The organism is Streptomyces sp. NBC_01717 (genome assembly GCF_036248255.1).
Lineage (GTDB): Bacteria > Actinomycetota > Actinomycetes > Streptomycetales > Streptomycetaceae > Streptomyces.
Map to the genome: position 1 here is coordinate 5,911,355 of NZ_CP109178.1, position 21,722 is coordinate 5,933,076.

At 68.6% G+C, this 21,722-nt stretch carries 15 protein-coding genes, 2 tRNA genes and 2 pseudogenes; 8 read left to right on the forward strand and 11 right to left on the reverse strand.

The window, feature by feature from the left end; translation table 11 throughout:
* Positions 1-182: 182 nt before the first annotated feature.
* Together OHB49_RS26750 and OHB49_RS26755 are read right to left on the reverse strand one after the other, a co-directional pair.
* Positions 183-961, reverse strand: a pseudogene (locus OHB49_RS26750) (HAD-IIA family hydrolase).
* Positions 962-1,388: 427 nt separating this feature from the next.
* The gene (locus OHB49_RS26755; RefSeq protein ID WP_443079565.1) at positions 1,389-2,894 is read right to left on the reverse strand and encodes a recombinase family protein; all 1,506 of its coding nucleotides are present in this window, start codon (positions 2,892-2,894) and stop codon (positions 1,389-1,391) included.
* 71 nt (positions 2,895-2,965) lie between these two features.
* Here OHB49_RS26755 and OHB49_RS45860 point away from each other — a divergent pair.
* The 4 genes and pseudogenes from OHB49_RS45860 to OHB49_RS26770 form a co-directional block, all read left to right on the forward strand.
* Positions 2,966-3,081: pseudogene (locus tag OHB49_RS45860) on the forward strand (TIGR01457 family HAD-type hydrolase); the annotation flags it as partial.
* 150 nt (positions 3,082-3,231) lie between these two features.
* The gene (locus OHB49_RS26760; protein WP_329163579.1) at positions 3,232-3,807 is read left to right on the forward strand and encodes a hypothetical protein; all 576 of its coding nucleotides are present in this window, start codon (positions 3,232-3,234) and stop codon (positions 3,805-3,807) included.
* Between the two features lie 5 nt (positions 3,808-3,812).
* Positions 3,813-4,553 (forward strand): class F sortase, encoded by a 741-nt coding sequence (locus tag OHB49_RS26765; RefSeq protein ID WP_329163580.1) that lies wholly within the window; start codon positions 3,813-3,815, stop codon positions 4,551-4,553.
* A 320-nt stretch (positions 4,554-4,873) separates the two neighbouring features.
* Positions 4,874-5,887 (forward strand): glycoside hydrolase family 6 protein, encoded by a 1,014-nt coding sequence (locus tag OHB49_RS26770; RefSeq protein WP_329163582.1) that lies wholly within the window; start codon positions 4,874-4,876, stop codon positions 5,885-5,887.
* A 51-nt stretch (positions 5,888-5,938) separates the two neighbouring features.
* Here OHB49_RS26770 and OHB49_RS26775 read toward each other — a convergent pair whose 3' ends face one another.
* The 3 genes from OHB49_RS26775 to OHB49_RS26785 form a co-directional block, all read right to left on the reverse strand.
* Entirely contained in the window at positions 5,939-7,873 is a 1,935-nt protein-coding gene (locus OHB49_RS26775; RefSeq protein ID WP_329163583.1) for a kelch motif-containing protein, read from the reverse strand.
* Positions 7,870-9,801, reverse strand: coding sequence for a glycosyltransferase family 2 protein (locus OHB49_RS26780; RefSeq protein WP_329163584.1), 1,932 nt, complete (start codon positions 9,799-9,801; stop codon positions 7,870-7,872). The genes OHB49_RS26775 and OHB49_RS26780 overlap by 4 nt, the downstream gene beginning before the upstream one ends.
* A gap of 423 nt (positions 9,802-10,224) precedes the next feature.
* A tRNA-Lys gene (locus OHB49_RS26785) sits at positions 10,225-10,298 on the reverse strand.
* 183 nt (positions 10,299-10,481) lie between these two features.
* On the opposite strand from OHB49_RS26785, the gene OHB49_RS26790 reads away from it, so the two are divergent.
* The 4 genes from OHB49_RS26790 (at position 10,482) to OHB49_RS26805 (ending at position 16,586) form a co-directional block, all read left to right on the forward strand.
* Complete coding sequence (locus OHB49_RS26790; protein ID WP_329163586.1) at positions 10,482-11,915, forward strand: peptidoglycan-binding protein; 1,434 nt, start codon at positions 10,482-10,484, stop codon at positions 11,913-11,915.
* 76 nt (positions 11,916-11,991) lie between these two features.
* A complete protein-coding gene (locus OHB49_RS26795; protein ID WP_329163587.1) occupies positions 11,992-14,130 on the forward strand; it encodes an SPFH domain-containing protein in 2,139 nt (712 codons plus the stop codon).
* Between the two features lie 159 nt (positions 14,131-14,289).
* Positions 14,290-14,880: a lytic polysaccharide monooxygenase auxiliary activity family 9 protein gene (locus OHB49_RS26800; protein WP_030970933.1), complete on the forward strand. Its 591-nt coding sequence runs from the start codon at positions 14,290-14,292 to the stop codon at positions 14,878-14,880.
* Positions 14,881-14,906: 26 nt separating this feature from the next.
* Positions 14,907-16,586 (forward strand): AMP-binding protein, encoded by a 1,680-nt coding sequence (locus OHB49_RS26805; RefSeq protein WP_329163589.1) that lies wholly within the window; start codon positions 14,907-14,909, stop codon positions 16,584-16,586.
* An 84-nt stretch (positions 16,587-16,670) separates the two neighbouring features.
* On the opposite strand, the gene OHB49_RS26810 is transcribed toward OHB49_RS26805, so the two are convergent.
* The 6 genes from OHB49_RS26810 to ehuC all read right to left on the reverse strand — a co-directional run bounded on the left by OHB49_RS26810 (position 16,671) and on the right by ehuC (position 21,710).
* Positions 16,671-18,182 (reverse strand): MFS transporter, encoded by a 1,512-nt coding sequence (locus OHB49_RS26810; RefSeq protein WP_030970930.1) that lies wholly within the window; start codon positions 18,180-18,182, stop codon positions 16,671-16,673.
* A gap of 133 nt (positions 18,183-18,315) precedes the next feature.
* Positions 18,316-18,389: transfer RNA gene (locus tag OHB49_RS26815), tRNA-Lys, on the reverse strand.
* Positions 18,390-18,546: 157 nt separating this feature from the next.
* Complete coding sequence (locus OHB49_RS26820) at positions 18,547-19,305, reverse strand: IclR family transcriptional regulator (RefSeq protein WP_329163592.1); 759 nt, start codon at positions 19,303-19,305, stop codon at positions 18,547-18,549.
* Positions 19,306-19,490: 185 nt separating this feature from the next.
* A complete protein-coding gene (gene ehuA, locus OHB49_RS26825) occupies positions 19,491-20,342 on the reverse strand; it encodes an ectoine/hydroxyectoine ABC transporter ATP-binding protein EhuA (protein WP_329163593.1) in 852 nt (283 codons plus the stop codon).
* Entirely contained in the window at positions 20,332-20,973 is a 642-nt protein-coding gene (ehuD, locus tag OHB49_RS26830; RefSeq protein WP_030970924.1) for an ectoine/hydroxyectoine ABC transporter permease subunit EhuD, read from the reverse strand. Before ehuD ends, ehuA begins: the two co-directional genes overlap by 11 nt.
* A complete protein-coding gene (ehuC, locus tag OHB49_RS26835; protein WP_030970922.1) occupies positions 20,970-21,710 on the reverse strand; it encodes an ectoine/hydroxyectoine ABC transporter permease subunit EhuC in 741 nt (246 codons plus the stop codon). The genes ehuD and ehuC overlap by 4 nt, the downstream gene beginning before the upstream one ends.
* Positions 21,711-21,722 lie beyond the last annotated feature (12 nt).

Sequence of the window (21,722 nt, forward strand, 5' to 3'; positions counted from 1 at the left end):
CGGCACCCTGAAATCGGGGATGTCGGCGCTGCACAACGCGGTGCCGCCGGCGTCCCCGCACACGGGCCAGGAACGCGCAAAGAACGTTGGCCCTGACCTGCGGAAACACGCTTTTCAGGGCCTCTTGACGTCTCACTCCGGCTGTCTGACACTCCGCTGCGGGGGGAGTGCCAGACCACCACTCAGACGAGGTCGACGAGGTCCGCGATCGAGTCCACAACCTTGGTCGGCCGGTACGGGTAGCGCTCGATCTCGTCCCTGTTCGTCAGCCCGGTGAGAACCAGGAACGTTTCCATCCCGGCCTCCAGCCCGGCCAGCACATCCGTGTCCATCCGGTCGCCGATCATCGCGGAGGTCTCGGAGTGGGCACCCAAAGTGTTCAGCGCACTGCGCATCATGAGCGGGTTGGGCTTGCCGACGAAGTACGGCTCCTTGCCGGTCGCCTTCGTGATCAACGCAGCGACGGAACCGGTGGCGGGCAGCGCCCCCTCGGGTGAAGGCCCGGTGTTGTCGGGGTTGGTGGCGATGAAGCGGCACCGTTGTTTATCAACCGGATGGCCTTCGTCAGCGCCTCGAACGAATAAGTCCGCGTCTCACCCAAGATCACGAAATCGGGCTCGGTGTCGGTGAGCACGTACCCGGCTTCATGCAAGGCGGTGGTCAGCCCCGCCTCACCGATGACGTAGGCAGTGCCGCCAGGGTGCTGGTTGTCCAAGAACTTGGCGGTAGCCAGGGCCGAGGTCCAGATGTTCTCGACCGGCACTTCGAGGCCGATGCGGTTGAGCCGCATATGCAGGTCTCGGGCTGTGTAGATCGAGTTGTTCGTCAGAACGAGGAACGGCTTGCCCGAATCACGGAGCTTCTTGATGAAGGCGTCCGCGCCGGGGATCGGCACGCCTTCGTGCATCAGCACCCCGTCCATGTCGGTGAGCCACGATTCGATGGGCTTGTGATCTGTCATGGGTGCGGCTCCTGCCATACGACGACTCACGGGATGACCATGCTATTCACTCCTCGCATTCAGAGCCTGAACGTCTCGTAGCCCGGACCGGTCGCAGGGGGAAACGTCACCTTTGTTCGTAGAGTTCCCTACGCTCCAGTAAGCAGCGATCCATCCAGAGATCACCTACAACGCGGGTTTGGTCATACGGAGTCACCCGCTCCGCCTCGCAGGGGAAACTTCTTCCCGGAAGCCGGCTCGGCCAACAGGGCCGCCGAGCCGAACGCGGGCGAGTGCTCGAACACCGAGCCGCGGATGGTCCCGTTCCGGCCGGAGTGCAGTACACAGTGACGGCCGATACGAGATCTACGACGGCGGCAGTGAGGGGACGCACTCCTGACTGCCGAACTCCAGCCTCAGATCCGGTGGATGCCCGCTGGCACACGGGCTACTTCCACACGATCTCAAGGAGCTCCGGGCGGAACACTCCGCGCTGTGCGCCGCCCTTACCTGCTCCGCTGATCATCACGGATTCGATAGTCCTCATGATCTCCTGCCGCTTCATGTCCACGGTGTAGCCCTCCCACTCGCGGACGATGCGACCGGCCGCGGAGCCTGCCTGGGCGGGTGTCTCCGGAAGCGTCGAGACCTTCTCTTTCGTCTCCCGCTCCTTGTCCTCCAGGCGGCGGATCTCGCGGGCGAACTCGCCGAGAGAGAGCAGGTCGTCAGCCCGAAGCTGTCGAGCCTCGGCCTTGTCCGCCTCGACCTGCTCCAGCGCCTTCTTGGCCTTGGTCAGCTCGGGGTCTTCCTCTTCAGCGGGCTGCACAGTGCGAGCCCGCTTCTTGAGGCTGCCGAGAAGGACCTTCTCGACGTAGTCGTCGACCGGGGGGCCGCTGCGGGACAGCTTTCCGCACCCGCCGCCCGCCTTCCTGCACAGGTAGTAGTACCCGTACTTCTCGTAGCTGGGAGTGCCTTTCTGGTACATGGCGGATTGCAGGCCGGTTCCGCACTTCGCGCAACGTGCGATGCCGGTCAGTAGCCGCTTCGTGACCGTGGTCCCGGTCTTGCGTCCCTTACCGGTGTTCTTCCGGGCGTCCAGTACATCGATCAGTTCCCGCCATTCCGCAGGCGTGAAGATCGTCTCCCACTGCCCAATGACCGGTGTGCCGTCCGTGCGCTCGACCAGATATTCGGTGGGGTCCACGCGGCCGGACCTCTCGCGAACTTCCTGCGGGATGTAGGCGCGGTAGCCGCACAGGCGAGGGTTCCTCAGCACGTACTTCACGCTCGTGTACCCGATCGTCTTGCCAGGAGGTGTCTGGGGGCTGCACACACCCAGCTCTGTCCACTCCTCGTGGAGAGTGGCGATCGTCTTGCCCCTGATGACGTCCCTGCGGGCCTTCCGAAGAAGCTCGGCTTCCCTCTCGTCGACGTGCTCGACGTCCTTCCAGCCGAAAGCCCGCTGCCCCTTGTGCGGCTTTCCTTCGGTGGCCTCGGCCAGCTTCTGACGGGCGACTCGGCGGGCGGCATCTGCGGAGAACTTGTTGGCGATGGTCACGTAGATACGTGCCTGAAAGCGTCCGTCTTCGGTTGTCAGGTCGAAGTCACCTGCGGTGGTGCCGAAGACCATCGGGCGGCGGGCCTGCTCGTAGATGTCGATGAGATGTTCAAGGTCGCGCGGCTGGCGGGCGATGCGGTCGATGTTGTAGGCCAGGATGCCGCTGATCACGCCGTTGTGAAGGTCGAGGACCATCTCCTCGAAGTCCTTGCGCTTCACACGGCGCTTGTAGGCGGAGGTGTCGTTGTCCTCGTAGACGCGGTGCACGTTGACGCGCTTGAGCTGAGCCAAGTCGTACACGTCTTCGCGTTGGCGGACGACCCCCTCTCGGCCGTCGCGCCCGTCACCTATTTGCCCGATGTCGGAGATCCGGACGTATCCACCAACTGTGAGCATGTCTGTCCCTGTGCCCGTCCTCGCCAGCACTGCCTTCAAGGTCGTCCACAGTATATGTTTTATGTCTACGTGGTGAGACCCGAACGTACAGTTTCGAGCGCTCAAGGCGATCCGCCTGATCAGCGGCGGGGCCCGCTTCATCCGGACCAACCCAGGACGGGACCAGCCCCTCCGTCGAGGGCCGCTGCGCGTGGCCTGAGCCCCGTCGGCACCGGCACAGGCGGGTGCGGGGAGGGGTTTCTGCGAGCCGTTCCCCGCACTCCCACGGACCAGCCCCGACGCCCCAGCGGATGCGAAAACCCGCCGGACGCGTGAACCTGCCTTTAGGAGGTTCACGATGCGTTCCATACCCCTCACGTTCTGTGGAGCCGCAGTGGTTGCGGCGACACTGATGCCCGCTTCCGTCGCACTGGCCGACACCGGCTCCAGCCAGGAAAAGGAAACTCAGACCCGCGCCACCCTCTCGGTGGACCCGGCATCCATCGCCCCGGGGGGTGAGGTGGACCTGCAGGTCGACGGTTGCAAGGGCGGGAAGGCCAAAGGGATCTCCGATGCCTTCGACTCCGACGCCGGCTTCTCGGCCGCCGACGACAGCGGGCTCTCCGCCAAGGGAAGGATCCGCTCGGACGCCGCGGCCGGCGACTACGACATCTGGGTGACGTGTGACGACGACAAGGACACCCGGGTGTCCGGCACCGTCACCGTCGTCGACCGCGAGGGTGCCGCACCCATCGCCCCGATCGCCCCGGTCCAGGCCGGAGGCGGCGGCACCGCGACGCTCCTTGCCGGCGAGGCGGCCCAGCAGGACGGCCCCGGCATCGCACACACCGTGACCGGGCTGGTCCTGGCCGCCGTCGCCTCCGTCGCCGTCGCCTTCCGCAGCTCCCGCCGTCGCCACCCGTCCACGGACTGAACGAGATGTCCGCCTCGGACCGCCCCACAGGCACCGGCCGGCTGCTGACCGGCGTGGCCTGGGCCGTCGTGTTGCTGGGCCTGTGGCTCTGGGGCCGCGGCATCACCGACGGCTCCGGCGCCAGCTCTGCCCCGACCACCGGCGATGTCGCCGCGGTCGGCCGCCCCCTCGGCGTACCGCTGCCCGCCGCGCACGCCCCGATCAAGGGTGCGGCGCCCGAGCGGGTCGAGATCCCCTCGATCGGCATCAAGGCCCCCGTCGTTTCCCGCGGCCTGGACGCGGCGGGAGCGATCGACCCGCCGTCCTTCGCGACCCCGCACACGGTCGGCTGGTACGGCAGCGGCACCCGGCCCGGCGCGGCGGGCGCCGCACTCTTCGTCGGCCATGTCGACACCGAGACCAAACCGGCCGTCTTCTACGGGCTGAGCGCGGCCCGCCCCGGCGCCAAGATCCGGGTGGTCCGTACGGACGGCACGGTCGCCGAATTCACCATCGACGATGTCCAGGTCTTCACCCGGGACCGCTTCAACGCCCACAAGGCGTACGGTCCCCGCAAGGACGGCCGGGCGGAGCTGAGGCTGATCACCTGCGGCGGTACGTTCGACCGGGCGTCGCACGAGTACAACGCCAATGTGGTCGTCTCCGCCTATCTGACCGGCGAGAAGAAGAGCGCGGCCAAGGCGACCGAGGCCGTGGACAAGTCCGCCAAGTCCGCCGGGTCCGCCAAGTCCGCCGACTCCGCGTAGGTCGTCCCGGGCGGAAGAGGGATACCTGGCCCGGCCGGCCGCCCGTTCTCCCCCGGGGCGCCGGCCGGGCCGGTCCTCGACCGCGGTGCGCGGGCTGCGGGAGAAGCCCGGCGCCGACACGGGAGGGCAAGGGGGCGTATGGGCCACTCCTGAACACTGTAGGCCGGTGAACGGTCATGGCCCAGTCGTTTTTTGACGGTACGTCCAGAACCGGTCACTGTCTGTCGTTCATGAACGTCCTCGTATGTACGGGCAAGCCGGACACCCGGGTGTGCCAGGATGGATTCGCCCGGTCTTGTCCGGCACCCGAGGGGGAGTGGATGTACGGCAATCACACCGGCCGGTTCCGCGCGGGGGCGGTGGCCGCGGCCGGCGCGATGGTGCTGCTCGCGGGATGTTCCTCGGCCGGCGGCGACGGGGACGAGAGCCCCGCCGCGATCGGCCGGCAGCCCTCGGGCAGCGGCCCGTACTGGGTCAACCCCGACGGGAACGCGGCCCGGCAGGTCGCCGCCTACACCAAGGACGGCAACGACAGGAACGCCGACCTGATCAGGAAGATCGCCCGGCAGCCGGTCGGCGAGTGGATCGGCCCGGACAACCCCGAGGCCGAGACCAAGGGCTTCACCGAGGCGGCCGCGAAGGCGGGCCGGGAGGCGCTGCTGGTCCTCTACAACATCCCGCACCGCGACTGCGACCAGTTCTCGAAGGGCGGCGCCGCCGACGGCAACGCGTACCGCGACTGGCTGGAGAAGGTCGCCGAGGGCATCGGTGACCGCCGCGCCACGGTGATCCTGGAGCCGGACGCAGTGCTGCACCTGGTCGACGGCTGCACCCCGCAGGAGTTCCACGAGGAGCGGTACGACCTCCTCGAGGGCGCCGTCCAGCGGCTGAGGCAACTGCCGCACACCCGTGTCTACATGGACGCGGGCAACGCCGGCTGGCACACGCCCGACGCGCTCTTCCAGCCGATCCGGCGGGCAGGCATCGCCGACGCGGACGGCTTCGCGGTCAATGTCTCCAACTTCCAGACCACGGCGGCCAGTACGGACTTCGGCAAGCAGCTGTCGGCGAAGGTCGGCGGCAAGCCGTTCGTGATCGACACCAGCCGCAACGGCAACGGCCCCTACGACGGCGGCGACCCGAAGGAGAGCTGGTGCAACCCTCCGGGCCGCGCACTCGGTGAACCGCCGACGACGGACACGGGTGAGGAGCTGGTCGACGCGTATCTGTGGGTCAAGCGGCCGGGAGAGTCGGACGGTTCCTGCAAGGGGGGTCCGAAGGCCGGGGCGTGGTGGCCGGAGTACGCACTGGGTCTGGCCCGCAACACGAAGTAGTACCCGGGGGCGTCCGGTGACCGGTTCTCCGTCCTCGAACGCCCCCTTGGTCTACGGGATCTCCACCCACGTCCCCTCCGACGGTGTCCCCTTCGCGTCCGTCACGAACAGCATGTACCACCCCGACGGCACCAGTGCCCGGTTCTTCGGCACCGTCACCGAGATGCCCTCTGCCGTCCTCACCAGCCCCAGCTCCACCGACCGCTGGTCCGTGTCCGTCACATGCGTCACCGCGCTCGGCCGCATCAGCTTCGCCGACGTGATCGTCGACCCCTGCGAGGTCGTGAACATCCCCGTACCGCCCCGCCGCATCCTCTTCGGCCCCGCGGTCAGCTCCGGGCGCGAGTCGCGGTACAGGTAGGGCGGGGTGTAGATCTCGATGCGCTGCTCGAAGACGCCGGGGCGGGAGTTCGCCCTGTCGGCGTAGAGCGAGTCCGAGCCGAAGATCACGACGCGGCCGTCGGGGAGCAGTACGGACCCCGAGTGGTAGTTGCGGCCCACTGCTGGGTCCGCAACCCGCTTGTACCTGTCCGTCTTCGCGTCGTACAGCCGCGCCTGGAGGATGTTCGAGCCGCCGCGCCCCCGGTAGTCGTCGGAGCCGCCGGTGACCAGCACCGAGTCGTCCGGTAGCAGTGCCGCGCTCGGGTAGCGGGTGCCCTCGTCGAGCGACGGGCCGTCCTTGAATTCGGGGTCGGGGTCCTTGAGGTCGACCAGCCGGGACTTCTCGCTGGACCTCTCCGACTCACCGACCCCGCCGCCGCCGATGACCATGAACTTCTCGTCCTGGGCGGGAGGCAGCCGTACCGTTGCCGATGTCTCCATCTCGTCGGCGTCGCTCAGTCCGGGGATCTTCTTGAACCTGTTGGTCGCGAGGTCCCAGATGCCGGGGTCGCGGCCGATGTCGGCGGGTCCGTACCCGGCGTTCGAGCCGGAGTAGAAGAGCTTGCCGTCGTTCAGGAGGAAGACCGCGGGGTATGTGGGGAACTTCCGGACGATGCCGGTGTACGCCCACTTCCTGGTCTTCGGGTCGTAGATCTCGTCCTTGCCGGGCACGATCTGCCCGATCTCGTCCAGCCCGGAGAGGGCGAGGACCTTGCCGTCCTGCAGTGTGGTCAGCGTCGGGTACCAGCGTGCCTCGTTCATCGGGTCGACGGTGATGTACTTCTCCGCCACCGGGTCGAATTCGTACGCCTCCCGGATGCCCTGGAAATCCTTCTTGTCGAGGGCGAGCTTCTGGGCGATCCCGTACACGTTCCGGGTGTCGGAGCCGGAGAGACCGGAGACCCGGTAGTTGTCCTGGGTGCCGGTCCCGTACTCCGTGCCGGCCTGCTGGGCCTCGACATAGATCCGGCCGAGCCCGGGTTCGTTGCGCAGGAACGCGCCGGTCCGCTTGTCGAAGACCTTGGTGGCCTTCTCCACCAGTACCGGGTCCTTGGAGACGAACGTCTTCCCGTTCCCCTTGCCGGTGAACCGGGTGCCCGCGGGCAGAGTGATCGGCTTGTCCGGGTTCTCGTTGTGGACGATCATCAGGCCGCCGGCCTTGGTGACGTCGCCCTCGAGCTTCTCGTACCGCTTCGTGCCGCCGGCTATCAGCAGCTTGCCGTCGGGCAGCTGGGTGTGACCGGAGCAGAACATGTCCTTGGGCGTGGGAATGTTCTTGAACGTGCCGGCCCCCGGGTCCCACAGCACGGACCGGAAACTCTTGGCGTCGAAGTTCTTCTGGTTGTTGCCGGAGCCCGCGACGAGCAGCACCTTGCCGGTGTGCAGCAGGGCGGCATGGATCGTGTTGATCCGGAACTCGGACGGCACGTCCAGGAAGTCCCAGTGTCCGTTGGCGGCCTTGTACTCCGGTTTGTCGATCGTGTACGCGTGGTAGCGCTCGCTGCCGAAGCGGTACAGCCACGGCCCGTTCGCTCCCGAGAGCGCCAGAACCACCGCCGTACTGATCGCCATGCGGCGGGTACGGCGGCTCGGGCGGTACTTCATCGTTCACGTCCCCCAAGGGCGATCGGCATGGTCTGGTCGTCGGCGAGCCGGCCGGGCCGCTCGTGCGGGGGGTGGGCCGGATGCGGGGCTGGTGCGCCGCCCTGTGGCGGTGGTGGCCCGCCGCGCCGCTTCTTCTTCTCCGCGCGGACGGTGTACCGCCAGCCGGCGATCGGCGCCGCCGTGATCAGCAGGGCCAGCGCGGCCCAGGTGAGCATCGCCGGATGGCTGTGGCCGAGGACGAAGGACGCGGTGAGGGAACCGCCGAAGACCAGGATGAAGAAGAGGTGGATGCGGAAGGTGCCGAACAGCGTGTCCGGGCTGGACGAGTCGCCCTTGGGCGTCACCACGAACGAGCTCTTGCGGCGCAGCACGGCATCCATCAGGGAACGTGCGTAGATCGGGGCGGAGAGTGCGGACATCATCATGCCCGCCAGACCGCCCGAGCCCTCGGGCTCGTGCGGCGAGACGTTGTGCCGCCGGTTCCAGATGTACAGACCGATCTGGAGCGCCGAGGCGTTGCCGTACAGCATCATCCAGACGACCGGGTCGATCTGCACACCCGAGGCGCCCATGCCCAGGAACAGCGTGCAACTGAGCGCCGCCAGGATCCAGTTCAGGGCAGACATCGGGTAGAAAATGATCATCATCGTGTAGTTGAAGAGCCTGCCGAAGGGGAGCGTCCCGATCCCTCTCCAGTACTGCTTGAGGATCGTTTCGTACGTCCCTCGTGACCAGCGCAGCTGCTGGGTGAAGAAGTCCGTCCACGCGGTCGGGCCCTCGCCGACGGCCAGCACGTCCGGGGTGTACACCGAGCGCCAGTTCCGGCCGGTGCGTGGGTTGCGGGCGCGGTGCATCTCGAAGCCGGTCGCCATGTCCTCGGTGATCGAGTCGTACAGGCCGCCGATCTGCTGGAGGGCCGATATCCGCACGGCGTTGCTGGTTCCGACGAACATCGGGGCGCCGTAGCGGTTGCCCGCGCGCTGGATCAGCGCGTGGAAGAGGAACTGCTGGGACTCGGCGGCCTTCGTGACGAATGTGTCGTAGTTGCCGTAGACCTGCGGGCCGATGACGAAGCCGACGTCCGGGTCGCGGAAGTAGCCGAGCATCCGCTCCAGGTAGTTGGGCAGCGGTACGTGATCGGTGTCGACCGAGGCGAAGAAGTCGTAGGAGCCGCCGTGCGCGTCGAGCCAGGCGTTGTAGTTGCCGTGCTTGGTCCTCGCGCGGTGCGCGCCCTTGGCCCGGTTCCAGTGCGGGACGCCCTTGCGGGAGAAGTGGTGCACCCCGAGGCGGGCACAGACCTCCTTCACCGCGGGGTCGTCGCCCTCGTCGAGCAGCCAGACGTGCAGCAGCCCGCGGTGCCGGATGCGGACCGCCGCCTCGAGGGTCTTCGTCACCATCTCCAGGGGCTCCTTGCCCGGGACGAAGGAGGTGAGGAAGGCGACCCTGCTGCCGGACTCCGGTACGACCGGGACCGGATCGCGCGCGACCAGCGTCGCGTGCGCGTTCGACAGGACATTCATCGTGCGGAAGAGCTCGATCAGACCGATCGAGACGAGCATGACGATGTCGAGGATCAGCAGCGTGTCGTTCTTGACGTTCGGGTCGCGCTGGGTCCAGTGCTCGGGCTGCATCAGCCAGGCGAACAGGCCGAGCGAGACGAGTGGTGCGGCGCCGAGCAGGAGCGCGGCGCGGATTCTGTGCGGCTCCTGCGAGAGCAGCGAGCGGTACCGCACGGTGTAGGGCTTGTCCGGATCGGGCTGGGTCAGTGGCCCGGCGAGCCGGCTGTAGTGCTCGTAGTCGTAACGCGGCAGCGCCTTCTTCGGGTGGTGCCGCTGTACCCCGGTCCGGAGTTGCGGGGGTATCCGCAACTGCGTGGTCCGGGAGGAGTGGTCGTTGTTCTGCCCGGCGCCGGTCGGCGTCGACGTCATGGATCGTCCCCCTGCACGCACTGGTCACTGCGTGATCGGTCGGTCGTCTCGTCCGCGGCGAATCCCCTCGACCGCCGCGGGCGACATCGCTGGCGGGCCACCTTTCCCCGAGTCGCGGGATGGCGCCCTTCCGGCTGCAGGATGCCTCTCGGCATCCGTCCATGAGCGGGGCCCCCACCCCGCGGTACCGCAACCGGAATTTCCCCCGTGCTGCCCCAACTGCGCGTGTCATCGGCCCGGTTGAAGCCGATGACCCCATGACAGGTTGTATGACCCGGGTCGTTATCGCAAGGGTGAAACAGGCGGTTAACCGGCTATATGTGCGATTTGAGTGACTCTTGCGGAGGGGCGCACGGAGGTGTACGGGCTGCGCGTACACGAACAAGGCCCCCTCACGCTCGGTGAGGGGGCCTTGATTCTGCGTGCGCCGCCAGGGACTCGAACCCCGGACCCGCTGATTAAGAGTCAGCTGCTCTAACCAACTGAGCTAGCGGCGCCTGCTGACCTGGAGAACTCTACCCGACCTCCAGGGGTGCTTCTGACCATTTCCTGTCGATCACGGCCTGTCGGATGGTCGTTTTTTAACTTCTATCCGTCAAAATGCAATATGTCAGGTGAGTTGCAACGCTGACGCCTGTGCAGGTGCGCCCAAAGATCTTGAGAGTGCGGAGGGGATTCGCATGACTGTGCCGGCCTTCGAGGAGTACGTTCCTGCCGTCGACTGCACCTGCGCGGGGTGTGCCGCGCAGCGCCGCGCCGCCGCCAGGGCCCTGCCGAGGCGGTACGGAGGACACCCTGCCGCGCATGGGACGCGGCGCGCGCTGGTCATGGTCACGGCGGCCGGCGTGGTGCTCGGCACCGGCGGGGCCGAGGCGGCGAGCGCGGCGACCGGGCACGCCGCCGAAGGCGCCGGGGCCGCCGGAACCGCCGGGTCTGCCCGGGCGGACCCGGCGCCGATCCCGGCCGACCCGGAACCGGCCGACCCGAGTGACCCGGGCGATCCGGATCCGGCCGACGTGGCCGACCCGGGCGATCCGGATTCGGACGACTCGGAATCGGGCAGTCCGCAGGGTCTCCCCGGTCCACTGCGGGGGGGCGGGACCCCGGGGCCGCCATCGTCCACGGGCTCGGCACCGCAGACGCCGAAGACCACACGGACGGACATCATCAACCGGGCGAAGAAGTGGGTCGGCGAGCAGGTCCCGTACAGCATGGCGAAGTACTGGTCCGACGGCTACCGGCAGGACTGCTCCGGCTATGTGTCGATGGCCTGGAAGCTGAGGGGCAACGAGTGGACCGGCAGTCTCGCCAAATTCGGGACCAAGATCGCCCGCGAGGAGCTGAAGCCCGGCGACATCCTGCTCTTCCACAACAAGGCCAACCCGACGAACGGCTCGCACGTCACGATCTTCGGCGGCTGGACCGACTACACGCACAGCCATTACTCGGCGTACGAGCAGACGCCCTCGCACACGCGTAAGCAGACGACGCCCATGGCGTACTGGACCCACTCCGGCAGCTATGTCCCGTACCGCTACAAGGGGCTGTCCACCACTACCGGTAGCAGCACTTCGAAGGCGCTGCCGGCGTTCCCGGGCGCCGCGAAGTTCGGTCCCGGCGCCAGCAGCACGTACGTCACCCGGCTCGGCCGCATGCTCGTGGACCGCGGTGGCAAGCGCTTCTACAAGGTGGGCCCGGGACCGGACTGGAGCGATGCGGACCGGCGCGCGACCCAGAAGTTCCAGAAGGCCCAGGGCTGGTCAGGCAAGGAAGCGAACGGCATCCCCGGCCCGGACACCTGGCGCCTGCTGGTGAACGGAACGGGCCGGGACATCCCCGCGAGCGGAAGCGGGGACAGGGGCGGTTCAACCGCGGCTCCGGCGTTCCCGGGCCGGGATTATTTCCGGCCGGGTCAGTCCAACAGCCATGTCGACACGCTCGGCAGACAGTTGATGAGGAAGGGATACGGCAAGCACTACGCAAAGGGCCCCGGCCCCCGATGGACCGAGGAGGACCGGCGCAATGTCGAGGCCTTCCAGCGGGCCCAGGGCTGGCGGGGCGCAGAGGCCGACGGCTACCCCGGCCCAGAGACCTGGCAACGACTTTTCGCGTGACAGAACGGACATGACGGAGGCGGGAATGAAATCCACGGTGTCGGACAGCTCCGGAGGTCCGGAGAAGGAGAACAGGATGGAAGGTGAGCCGGTGAACGGCGGCGAGGAAACGAGGGCCGGATGGGGCCCGGGCGTGGGTGCCGACGCAGAGTCCCGTACGGGTGCCGAGCCGGGCGACAGGAAGGACTCCGTCCTCGACCTGGTGCTCGACCTGGTGCCCGGCGAAGCCAAGGACTCCACTCTCGGCGCGGCCTCGGCGTCGGTATCCGTCCCGGCTGCGGACCCGGTACCGGCTTCGGTGTCTGCCCCGGTCTCGGACCCCGTACCGGCCGTCGAGGTCAGGGCCGTACGGCCGCCCGAGTCCGTCGGAGCCGGGCCGGTGCCCGGCACCGCACCCGACGCCGCACTCGGTCCCGTGGTCGCAGGCTTGGTGTCGGTCGAGGACGAGGGGGGAGCCGCGCCTGCTTCGGTGTCCGCCCCGGTTTCGGACCCCGCGCCGGCTGCCGGGGCCAGTGCCGCATGGCCGCCGCCCGGACCCGTCGGAACCGAGCCGGTGCCCGACGCCGTACTCGATGCCTTGCTCGATGCCGCACCCGGCCACGCGCCGGCTTCGGCTTTTGCCCCGGTTCCGGACCACCACGTGCCGGTTCCGGACCCCGTGCCGGTTTCGGTGTCCGCCACGGTTTCGGACCCCGTGCCGGGTGTCGAGGTCAGGGCCGTATGGCCGCCCGAATCCGTCGGAGTCCAGCCGGCACCAGGCACCGGGCGCGATGCCACGCCCGACGCCGCATCCGGCTCCGGGGCCGCCGACCTGGTGTCGGTCGGGGCCAAGGGTGGAGCCGTGCCGGCTTCGGTGTCCGCCCCGGCTTCGGATCCCGTGCCGGTTCTCGGGGCCGGGGCCGCATGGTCGCCGCCCGGATCCGTCGGAGCCGAGCCGGTGCCCGACCCCGCACCCGCTGCCCTGCTCGATACCGCGCCGTACGTCGTGCCCGACGCCGTGCCCGACGTCATGCTCGATGCCGTGCCCGACACCGTGCCCGAGACAGTGTCCGACGCCTTGCTCGATGCCGCGCCCGGCCGCGGACCCGCCGCCCCGACGTCCGTCGGAGCGGAGGCCGGGCGGCAGCAGGCCGCCGGCGCCAAGGAGCACACCGCTGTCGCCCCCGCGCCCACCCTCTTCCGTGACGACTCCGCCGAGCCCCCCGCCGGTCCGGCGCGGCAGGGCGGCGGGGAGAAGGCGACGGGCGTGCGGCGGGCACCCGTCGCCCGCAGGGGACAGGTGCAGGCACCCATCCGGCCCGCTCCGACCTCGGATCCGTACCTGACAGAGAAGCCGGGGCCCGCACTGCCCGGATGGATCGCGGTGCTCACCGGGCTGGCCGGCGTCGTCGCCGGTGGCGCCGTGCTGTGGTGGGCCGGTGCAGTGCCGCATGGCCTGCTCGCGCGGGCCGGGATCGGTGGGCGCCCGTACGGCGGGATCGGGATCGGGGCCTTGGCGGAGCTCTTCCTGCTGGTGATCCTGATGCTCGTCGCGCTCGGTGGTCTGGGCCGTGGGCGGGTCGGGAGCGCGTGGGTGCTGACGCTCTTCGGAGAGTACCGGGGCACCGTGCGCCGGACCGGGCTCGTCTGGATCAGCCCGCTGCTGGCGCGCCGCCGTGTCGATGTACGGCTTCGGCACTGGCGGAGCGAACCTCTGCCCGCTGTGGACGCGAACGGTACGGCGCTGCGCGTCGTCGTCCTCGTCGTGTGGCGGATCAAGGACACGGTGCGGGCGACGTTCGGGGTGACGGACCACGAGGACTATCTGCGCGAGCAGGTCGAGTCGGCGATCGCGAGGGTCCTCTCGCAGCTGCCCGCCGACGCCTTCCACGAGGACGCGCACACCCTGCGCAACGCGGAGGCGGTCGGTGACGCGCTGACCCTGACGCTGAAGGGGGAATGCGAGCCGGTGGGCATCGAGGTGTACTCCGCGCAGCCGACCGGTATCGAGTACGCGCCGGAGGTCGCCGCTTCCATGCAGCGCCGACGGATCGCCGCCATCGACGCCCAGCACCGCGACAGCGTGCTGACCTCCGTGGTCGACGCGGTGGACGACACGGTCAGCCGGCTGACCGTGCGAGGCCTCGTGACGCTCGACGACTACGAACGGAAGGCGCTGGTCAAGGACCTGACGGTGGCCTTCTACACCGGACGCACCAGTGGGGAGCGCTCCTGATCGCGCCGTCGTACCGCACCGTGGGGAACCGGAATCCCACTCCCATTGGTCTGGACATGTTCATGCCCTGTCAATAATCTAAGGCTTGGTCTAGACCGCACCATCACGCGCGAAGCAGTGCTCATGGAACCTCCCCCACGTTCTTGAGGAGCGACAGCAATGCGTAAACGGGCAAGCGCGGCCGTCATAGGTCTCGCCATCGCGGGCGTCTCGATGTTCGCGACGAGCAGCGCCGGCAGTCACGGCTACACCGACAACCCCATCAGCCGCCAGAAGCTCTGCGCCAATGGCACCGTCACCAACTGCGGTGCCATCCAGTACGAGCCGCAGAGCGTCGAGGCTCCCAAGGGCTTCCCGGCGGCTGGTCCGGCCGATGGCAAGATCTGCTCCGGCGCCCACGACAACTTCGCCGCACTGGACGACCCGCGCGGCGGCAACTGGCCCACCACCAAGGTCACCGCGGGTCAGGGCTTCAGCTTCCGCTGGCAGTTCACCGCCCGCCACGCCACAACGGACTTCCGGTACTACATCACCAAGAACGGCTGGGACCCCACCAAGCCACTCACCAGGGCGGCGCTCGAGTCCCAGCCGTTCATGACCGTGCCGTACGGCGGTCAGCAGCCCCCGGCCACCCTGACCCAGCAGGGCACCATCCCGACCCAGAAGACCGGGCGGCACATCATCCTGAGTGTCTGGAACATAGCGGACACCGGGAACGCGTTCTACGCGTGCTCCGATGTTCAGTTCTGACGCCTAGTCAGCTACCGTGCGGCTCCATGGGGAGTGCAGGCACCGTCGCGGAGCTCGTACAGCGCCAATGGGGCGACCACCGGCCCGGGTTGAGACACGAGGACACCGTCCTCAGTCACCATCAGGTCGCCGCCGGCGCTGCCGCACGGGCGGCGCTCCTGGTGGATCTGCTGTCGGCGGGCAGCGAACCGCACCTCGGGGTGCTGCTCGACAACACCCCAGAATTTCCCCTGTGGTTGAGCGCGGCGGCCCTGGCCGGGGCCGCCGTTGCGGGTATCAACCCGACCCGGCGCGGCGCCGAGCTGGCCCGCGACATCATGCACACCGACTGCAGGGTCCTGGTCACCGAACGCGCGCATCTGCCGTTGCTCGACGGGCTCGATCTGCCGGGCGTACGGGTGCTGGTCACCGACACCGACGCGTACGCCGAGCTGCTCGCCGGCTACGCGGGGGCCGAGCCGGGCGACGCGGTGCTCGGGGAGGTCCGGGCCGCCACCCGCATACTGCTCTACTTCACCTCCGGGTCGACCGGTGCACCCAAGGCCGCGATCTGCACCCAGGGGCGGCTGGCTGCGGCCGGGCAGTCGCTGGTCGACCACTTCGGGGTCCGGCGCGACGACGTCCACTACGTCTGCATGCCGATGTTCCACGGCAACGCAGTGATCGCCGACTGGGCCCCCGCACTGGCCGGCGGCGCCGCGGTCGCCCTGCGCCGCCGCTTCTCGGCCTCCGGCTTTCTCGACGACGTACGGGCGTACGGCGCCACGTACTTCACCTATGTCGGCCGCGCCGTGCAGTACCTGCTGGCGACCCCCGAGCGCCCCGACGACCGTGACCATCCGCTGCGATTCGGCTTCGGCACCGAGGCGGGCGCGGTGGACGCGGCCAGGTTCCGGGAGCGGTTCGGGGTGCGGCTGGTGGAGGGGTACGGATCCTCCGAGGGCGGCGCCGCGATCCAGCGGACCCCGGACACCCCGGCGGGCGCCATCGGCCGGGCCTCCGCCCGGGACGATCTCGCCGTCGTCGACCCGGAGACCGGTGAGGAGCGCGCCGCCGCGGTCTTCGACGAGGGCGGACGACTGGCCAACGGAGCCAAAGCGATAGGGGAGTTGGTCAACCGGGGCCATACACCCTTCGAGGGCTACTGGCGCAACGCGGAGGCGGACGCGGCGCGGGTGCGCGGCGGCTGGTACTGGACCGGGGACCTGTTCTTCCGTGACCTCGACGGCTTCCTGTACTTCGCGGGCCGTACGGACGACCGGCTGCGCGTCGACAGCGAGAACCTGGCGGCCACGATGATCGAGAACATTCTGGCCCGCTGGGGGGACGCGGCGGCCGTCGCGGTGTACGCGGTGCCGGACCCGGTGGCCGGCGACCAGGTGATGGCGGCGCTGGCGCTGCGTGAGGGGGCGGTGTTCGAGCCGGCCGCCTTCGCCGCGTTCCTGGCGGCCCAGCCGGATCTGGGGACGAAGATGGCGCCCCGCTTCGTGCGGATCGTCCGGGCGATGCCGGTCACGGCGACGAACAAGGTGCACCGGGTCGTGCTCCGCCGCGAGGGCTTCCGGAGCACGGACCCGGTGTGGTGGAACGGGGCGGACGGTGCTGCCTACGGCCCGTTGGGGGGTGAGGAACTGGCCGGCCTGCTCGCCGAGTACGAGGCGCATGGACGAACAGCCCTCTTGTCCTCGATCTCTCCCATGGCCTGAAGGGCAGGGGAGGGGCCCATCGACGGGCTTGGAACTCACCCCCGTCCGGCGAACGAGGGCGGACAGGGTGACGTCGGCGGCCCCTCAGTGCGTCGGGGCCAGCTGCTTGCGGGCCCCACTGCCGCGCCTCAGAAGTGCCACCGCAAGCACCGCTCCCGCCAGCAGAATCAGCGATCCCGCCACCGACGCGTACTGCATGCTGTGCACGAACGCCTCCCGGCCCGCGGAGATCAGCGACGCGTCGCCCGTGGCCAGTGCCCCGGGCAGCGTCTTGCGGGCGGCCTCCGGTGCGGAGTCCGGCAGGTCCGCTCCGTACACCGCGGTGGCGACCGCGCCCAGCAGCGCCATGCCCATCGCGCCGCCGAACTCCTGACCGGTCTCCAGCAGTGACGCGGCCGAACCGGCCTTCTCCGGCGGGGCGGTCGCCAGCGCCAGGTCCGAGACGAGCGCCATGACGGTGACGATGCCCGAGCTCATCACGGCCGAGCCGATGAGCAGCAGCCACAGCGAGTCCGTATCGGACAGGGTCAGCAGAGCGAACCCGGCGGCGGCGATGACGAATCCGGCGGAGATGACATACGTACGGTCGATCCGCTGGGCGATCGCCGTGGCCGTCGGTGCCGCGGCTCCCACCGCCAGCGACGGGGCCAGGCTCCACAGGGCGGCTTCCATCGTGGACATGCCGAGCACCGACTGGAGGTACTGGGTGGTGAAGAAGGCGGAACCCATCATCGCGAAGGCGGCGAGGGAGTTCAGGCCGATCCCGGCGGCGAAGCCCTCACCGCGGAACAGCTCCCGGCTGATCATCGCATCGTCACGGACGCGCTGGCGGCGGACGAAGACCCAGCCGACGAGCAGGCCGACGGCGATGAGCAGGGCGTTACGCGCGTCGAGACCGTGGGCGGCGCTCTCCTTGACGCCGTAGATGACGGGGAGCACGGCGCCCATCGACAGCGGCACGCTCCACAGGTCGAACCGCCCCGGATTGGGGTCCTTGAACTCCGGGACCAGCACCGGCACCAGAACCAGCAGCAGCACCATCGCCGGCACATTGAGCAGGAAGACCGAGCCCCACCAGAAGTGCTGCAGCATGACCCCGCTGAGCACCGAGCCGAGTGCGATACCGCCCGCCATGGCGCCGGACCAGATGCCGACCGCGGTGCTGCGCTGCTGCTCGTTGCGGAACATGTTCCGTACGAGCCCCATCGTCGACGGCATCAGCGTCGCTCCGCCGATCCCGAGCAGCGCGCGCGCCGCGATCAGCATCTCGGGGCTGGTGGCGTATGCGGCGCCGACGGACGCGGTGCCGAAGGCGGCCGCCCCGAGGAGCAGCAGCTTGCGGCGGCCGATCCGGTCGCCGAGCGAGCCCATCGTGATGAGCAGGCCGGACAGGGCGAAGCCGTACACATCGAAGATCCAGAGCTGCTGGGTGGCACTCGGGGCGAGGTCCCGGTCGATGGACGGGATCGCGAAGAAGAGGACGGAGACGTCCATCGAGACAAGGAGGAGGGGGAGCAGGAGGACCACGAAGGCGGTCCATTCCTTGCGGCCGGCGAGGTCACTGCGATCAGTGGTGGTGCTCGTCGCGTTCGTCATGCCAGGGAATATACGAGCGTTTAAAACAAGTGTCTAGTACGCCTGTGTAACACGTTTGTATGGAACGGCGGGCAGTAAAAAACGCAGTGGGCGGTCTACGTAAACCTACGTAGACCGCCCACTGCGTTGTCTGTGCGCCGCCAGGGACTCGAACCCCGGACCCGCTGATTAAGAGTCAGCTGCTCTAACCAACTGAGCTAGCGGCGCCTGCTGACTCGAAAATAATACCTGGTCCCGAGAGGTGCTGATGACACCTGCCCACGGCGGGGCCACGGGGACATCCGGCCTGACCGGACGGCCCCTGGGGCCTCTCGTTTGGATCATGCTGGGCTCGCGGGGTCCAGCATGATCCAAACGAAAGACCCTAGAGCGCCAGTGACAGCAGGACCGGCGCGGCCCGCCGGTTCAGTGTGTCCGCCGCCGAGCGCAGCCGGTGCGCGTCCTCGACCGGCAGCGAGAGTGCCAGGCAGCCGGCCGAGGAGCCCGCCGTCAGCGGGACGGCCGCGCAGACCGTCCCCACCGCGTACTCCTGGAGGTCGAGCACCGGGACCGTCGCCGGCTGGCTGTCCAGTTTGGAGAAGAGGACCTTCTCGCTGGTGATGGTCCGCGAGGTGAGCCGGGCGATCTTGTGGCGCGAGATGTGGTCGCGGCGGCCGTTCTGGTCGAGCTGGGTCAGCAGGCACTTGCCGATCGCGCTGGCGTGCGCGGCGGACCGGAAGTCGACCCACTCGTTGACCGCGGGCGTGCGCGGACCATCGGCGTACTGGGTGACCCGGATCTCGCCGTCGACGTACCGGCTGATGTAGACCGCGGCGCCGACCGAGTCGCGGAGCTGGTCCAGGGTCTGCTGGAGCTTCGTCTCCAGGGCCTGCCTGCGGCTGGCGCCGGAGCCGAGCAGCAGGAGCGAGGCGCCGATCACATAGGCGCCGTCGGTGACCTGCTCGACATAGCCCTCACGGCGCAGCATCAGCAGGAGCGGGGCGAGATGCCCGGTCGGCAGCCCCGTCTCGCGGGAGATCTGGGCGTCCAGAACGCCGTTGCCGTGCTTGGAGACCGTTTCGAGAACGCGAAGGGCGTACTGCACCGAGTGGAACGGTGCGGTCGGTTCGGGCTTCAACGCCACGGTTTCCCCCTACCAGGTTGTGACCGCAAGACCAGGTTGTAACCGCAAGCTTCCGCACCACGATAGCCGCCAAATGGCGTTTGAGGGGGGCCTGTTGACGACTTGACGAGGCGCCCCGGCGCTGTCATCTGGGGCGCACCCGTCTGGCATATGCCAAAGTCATTAGCGGCCGATGGAGGGCGAGGTCACAGCACCGCGTCGAGGAATTCGCGCGTTCGTTCATGCGTGGGATCGGTGAAGATTTTTTCTGGCGAACCTGCCTCCACGACCCGCCCTGCGTCGAACATCAGCACCTTCTCCGAGACGTCACGGGCGAAATTCATCTCGTGGGTCACGCAGAGCATCGTGATGTCGGTGTTCCGTGCGATGTCGCCCAGCAGGTCGAGCACGCCCGCCACCAGCTCCGGGTCGAGTGCGGACGTCACCTCGTCCAGGAGCAGGATCTCCGGTTGCATCGCCAGCGCGCGGGCGATCGCCACCCGTTGCTGCTGGCCGCCGGAGAGCTGGGAAGGGTGTGCGTCGACCTTTTCCGAGAGACCCACCAGGTCGAGCAGCTCACGGGCGTGGGTCTCCGCCTCGTCCCGGTCCATGCCCAGCACGCTGACCGGTGCCTCGGTGATGTTCTGCAGCACCTTCATATGGGGAAAGAGATTGAACTGCTGGAAGACCATGCCGATCTTCCTCCGGGCATCGCGCAGATGCTTCTCGGTCGCCGGCCTCAGCGAGCCGTCGGTGGCTCTGACGTGGGACAGCGGGTCGCCGTCCACCCAGATCACCCCGTCGCTGACCTTCTCGAGCGTCATCAGCAACCGCAGGATGGTGGTCTTGCCCGAGCCGCTGGGACCGATCAGTGTGACGTGTTCGCCGCGCTGCACCGAGAAGTCCAGCCCGTCGAGGACGACATGGTCGCCGTACCGCTTCACGACGTTGTCGAAGCGGACCAGCGGATGGCCGGTCTGTGACGTGGCAGGTTCCGGGGCGATGTCCACGGGGGCCGCGGCCGCCGCCTTCTGCAGGGGGAGAGGTTCAGTGGCCAAGGCGCTTCTCCAGCTTTCTCATCAGCAGCGAGGTGGGGTAGCTCGCGACCAGGAAGACCAGTCCGGCGAGCGTGAACGCCTCGGTGTAGGCGAAGTGATCGGCGCCGTACTTACGGGCCTCGAAGACCATTTCCTGCACCGTGATCACGGCGAGGAACGGGGTCTCCTTGAACATCGAGATCGCGTAGTTGCCGAGGGCGGGCAGCACATTGCGCACCGCCTGCGGCAGGATCACGGCCTGCCAGGTCCGCCGCGGGGTGAGCGAGAGCGCCCGGCAGGCCTCCCACTGGCCCTTCGGCACACCGTCGATCCCGGCGCGATACACCTCGGAGGTGTACGCGGCGTAGTGGACGCCCAGCACCACGATGCCGATCGTCAGCGGCTCCACCGCGGTGAACAGGGCTGCTGCGCCGACCAGTTGGACGAGCAACGGGGTGGACCGGATGAATTCCATCACGGCCCGAACCGGCACGGTCACGAACCTGCTCGGGGCCCGTCCGGCGACCGCGATGGCGAGCCCGAGGACCGCGGCGACGAGCGTGCCGAGCGCGGTCGCGAGCAGCGTGACCCGGAAACCTTCGAGCACCAGGGGAAGTGCGTCCCGGGCGGCGTTCCAGTCGAAGCCGTTCACCGGGCACCTCCGGTCGCGGAGGCGACGGCCTCCGTGGCGCTGCGGCTGTGCAACAGCGAGCCCGCACCGGTCGGCAGACCCAGCCGTCGCTTGGCGCTCCGTTCCAGCAGGTTCATCAGCAGAGTCAGCGCGTAGGCCAGGACGAAGTAGGCGACCAGCAGAGTCAGGTACGCCGTGAGCGTCTCACCGGTTCGGTCGCGCAACTGCTGGATCACGGTCATCAGGTCGGCCGCGGAGATCAGCCACAGCAGCGGGGTGCACTTCAGCAGCTGGATCAGCAGATTGGTGAAGGACGGGATCATCTGCACCCAGGCCTGCGGAATGATCACCTTCCGCATCCGGTGCAGCGGCGTCATGTTCAGCGCGACGGCCGCCTCGTACTGGGCACGGGGTACGGAGCTGATCGCGCCGCGCACCACCTCGGAGCCGTACGCGCCGTAATTGAGGCCGAAGGCGACGACGCCGCAGAGCAGCGGCGTCAGTTCGTACCCCGTCAGCGGCGGCATCGCGTAGTAGAGCCAGAACAGCTGGATGTAGAGCGAGGTACCGCGGAAGAACTCCACGACCACGCGTGACACGCCGCGCGTCACCAGCATCCGGCTGACCGACATCAGACCGAGGACGAAGGACAGGAGCAGGGCGAGCAGCGCTCCCAGGACGGTCGCCTGGAGGGTCACCCACAGCCCCGAGCGCAGCTGCGGCAGATCGTCGACGAAGGCGGAGAAGAAATCACTCATGCGGTGGGGTCC

Coding starts and splice junctions, on each gene's coding strand:
- OHB49_RS26790 (WP_329163586.1), top strand. CDS start 10,482: ATGACTGTGCCGGCCTTCGAGGAGTACGTTCCTGCCGTCGACTGCACC.
- OHB49_RS26765 (WP_329163580.1), top strand. CDS start 3,813: ATGTCCGCCTCGGACCGCCCCACAGGCACCGGCCGGCTGCTGACCGGC.
- OHB49_RS26775 (WP_329163583.1), bottom strand. CDS start 7,873: ATGAAGTACCGCCCGAGCCGCCGTACCCGCCGCATGGCGATCAGTACG.
- OHB49_RS26795 (WP_329163587.1), top strand. CDS start 11,992: ATGGAAGGTGAGCCGGTGAACGGCGGCGAGGAAACGAGGGCCGGATGG.
- ehuC (WP_030970922.1), bottom strand. CDS start 21,710: ATGAGTGATTTCTTCTCCGCCTTCGTCGACGATCTGCCGCAGCTGCGC.
- OHB49_RS26800 (WP_030970933.1), top strand. CDS start 14,290: ATGCGTAAACGGGCAAGCGCGGCCGTCATAGGTCTCGCCATCGCGGGC.
- OHB49_RS26780 (WP_329163584.1), bottom strand. CDS start 9,801: ATGACGTCGACGCCGACCGGCGCCGGGCAGAACAACGACCACTCCTCC.
- OHB49_RS26760 (WP_329163579.1), top strand. CDS start 3,232: ATGCGTTCCATACCCCTCACGTTCTGTGGAGCCGCAGTGGTTGCGGCG.
- OHB49_RS26810 (WP_030970930.1), bottom strand. CDS start 18,182: ATGACGAACGCGACGAGCACCACCACTGATCGCAGTGACCTCGCCGGC.
- OHB49_RS26770 (WP_329163582.1), top strand. CDS start 4,874: ATGTACGGCAATCACACCGGCCGGTTCCGCGCGGGGGCGGTGGCCGCG.
- OHB49_RS26755 (WP_443079565.1), bottom strand. CDS start 2,894: ATGCTCACAGTTGGTGGATACGTCCGGATCTCCGACATCGGGCAAATA.
- OHB49_RS26805 (WP_329163589.1), top strand. CDS start 14,907: ATGGGGAGTGCAGGCACCGTCGCGGAGCTCGTACAGCGCCAATGGGGC.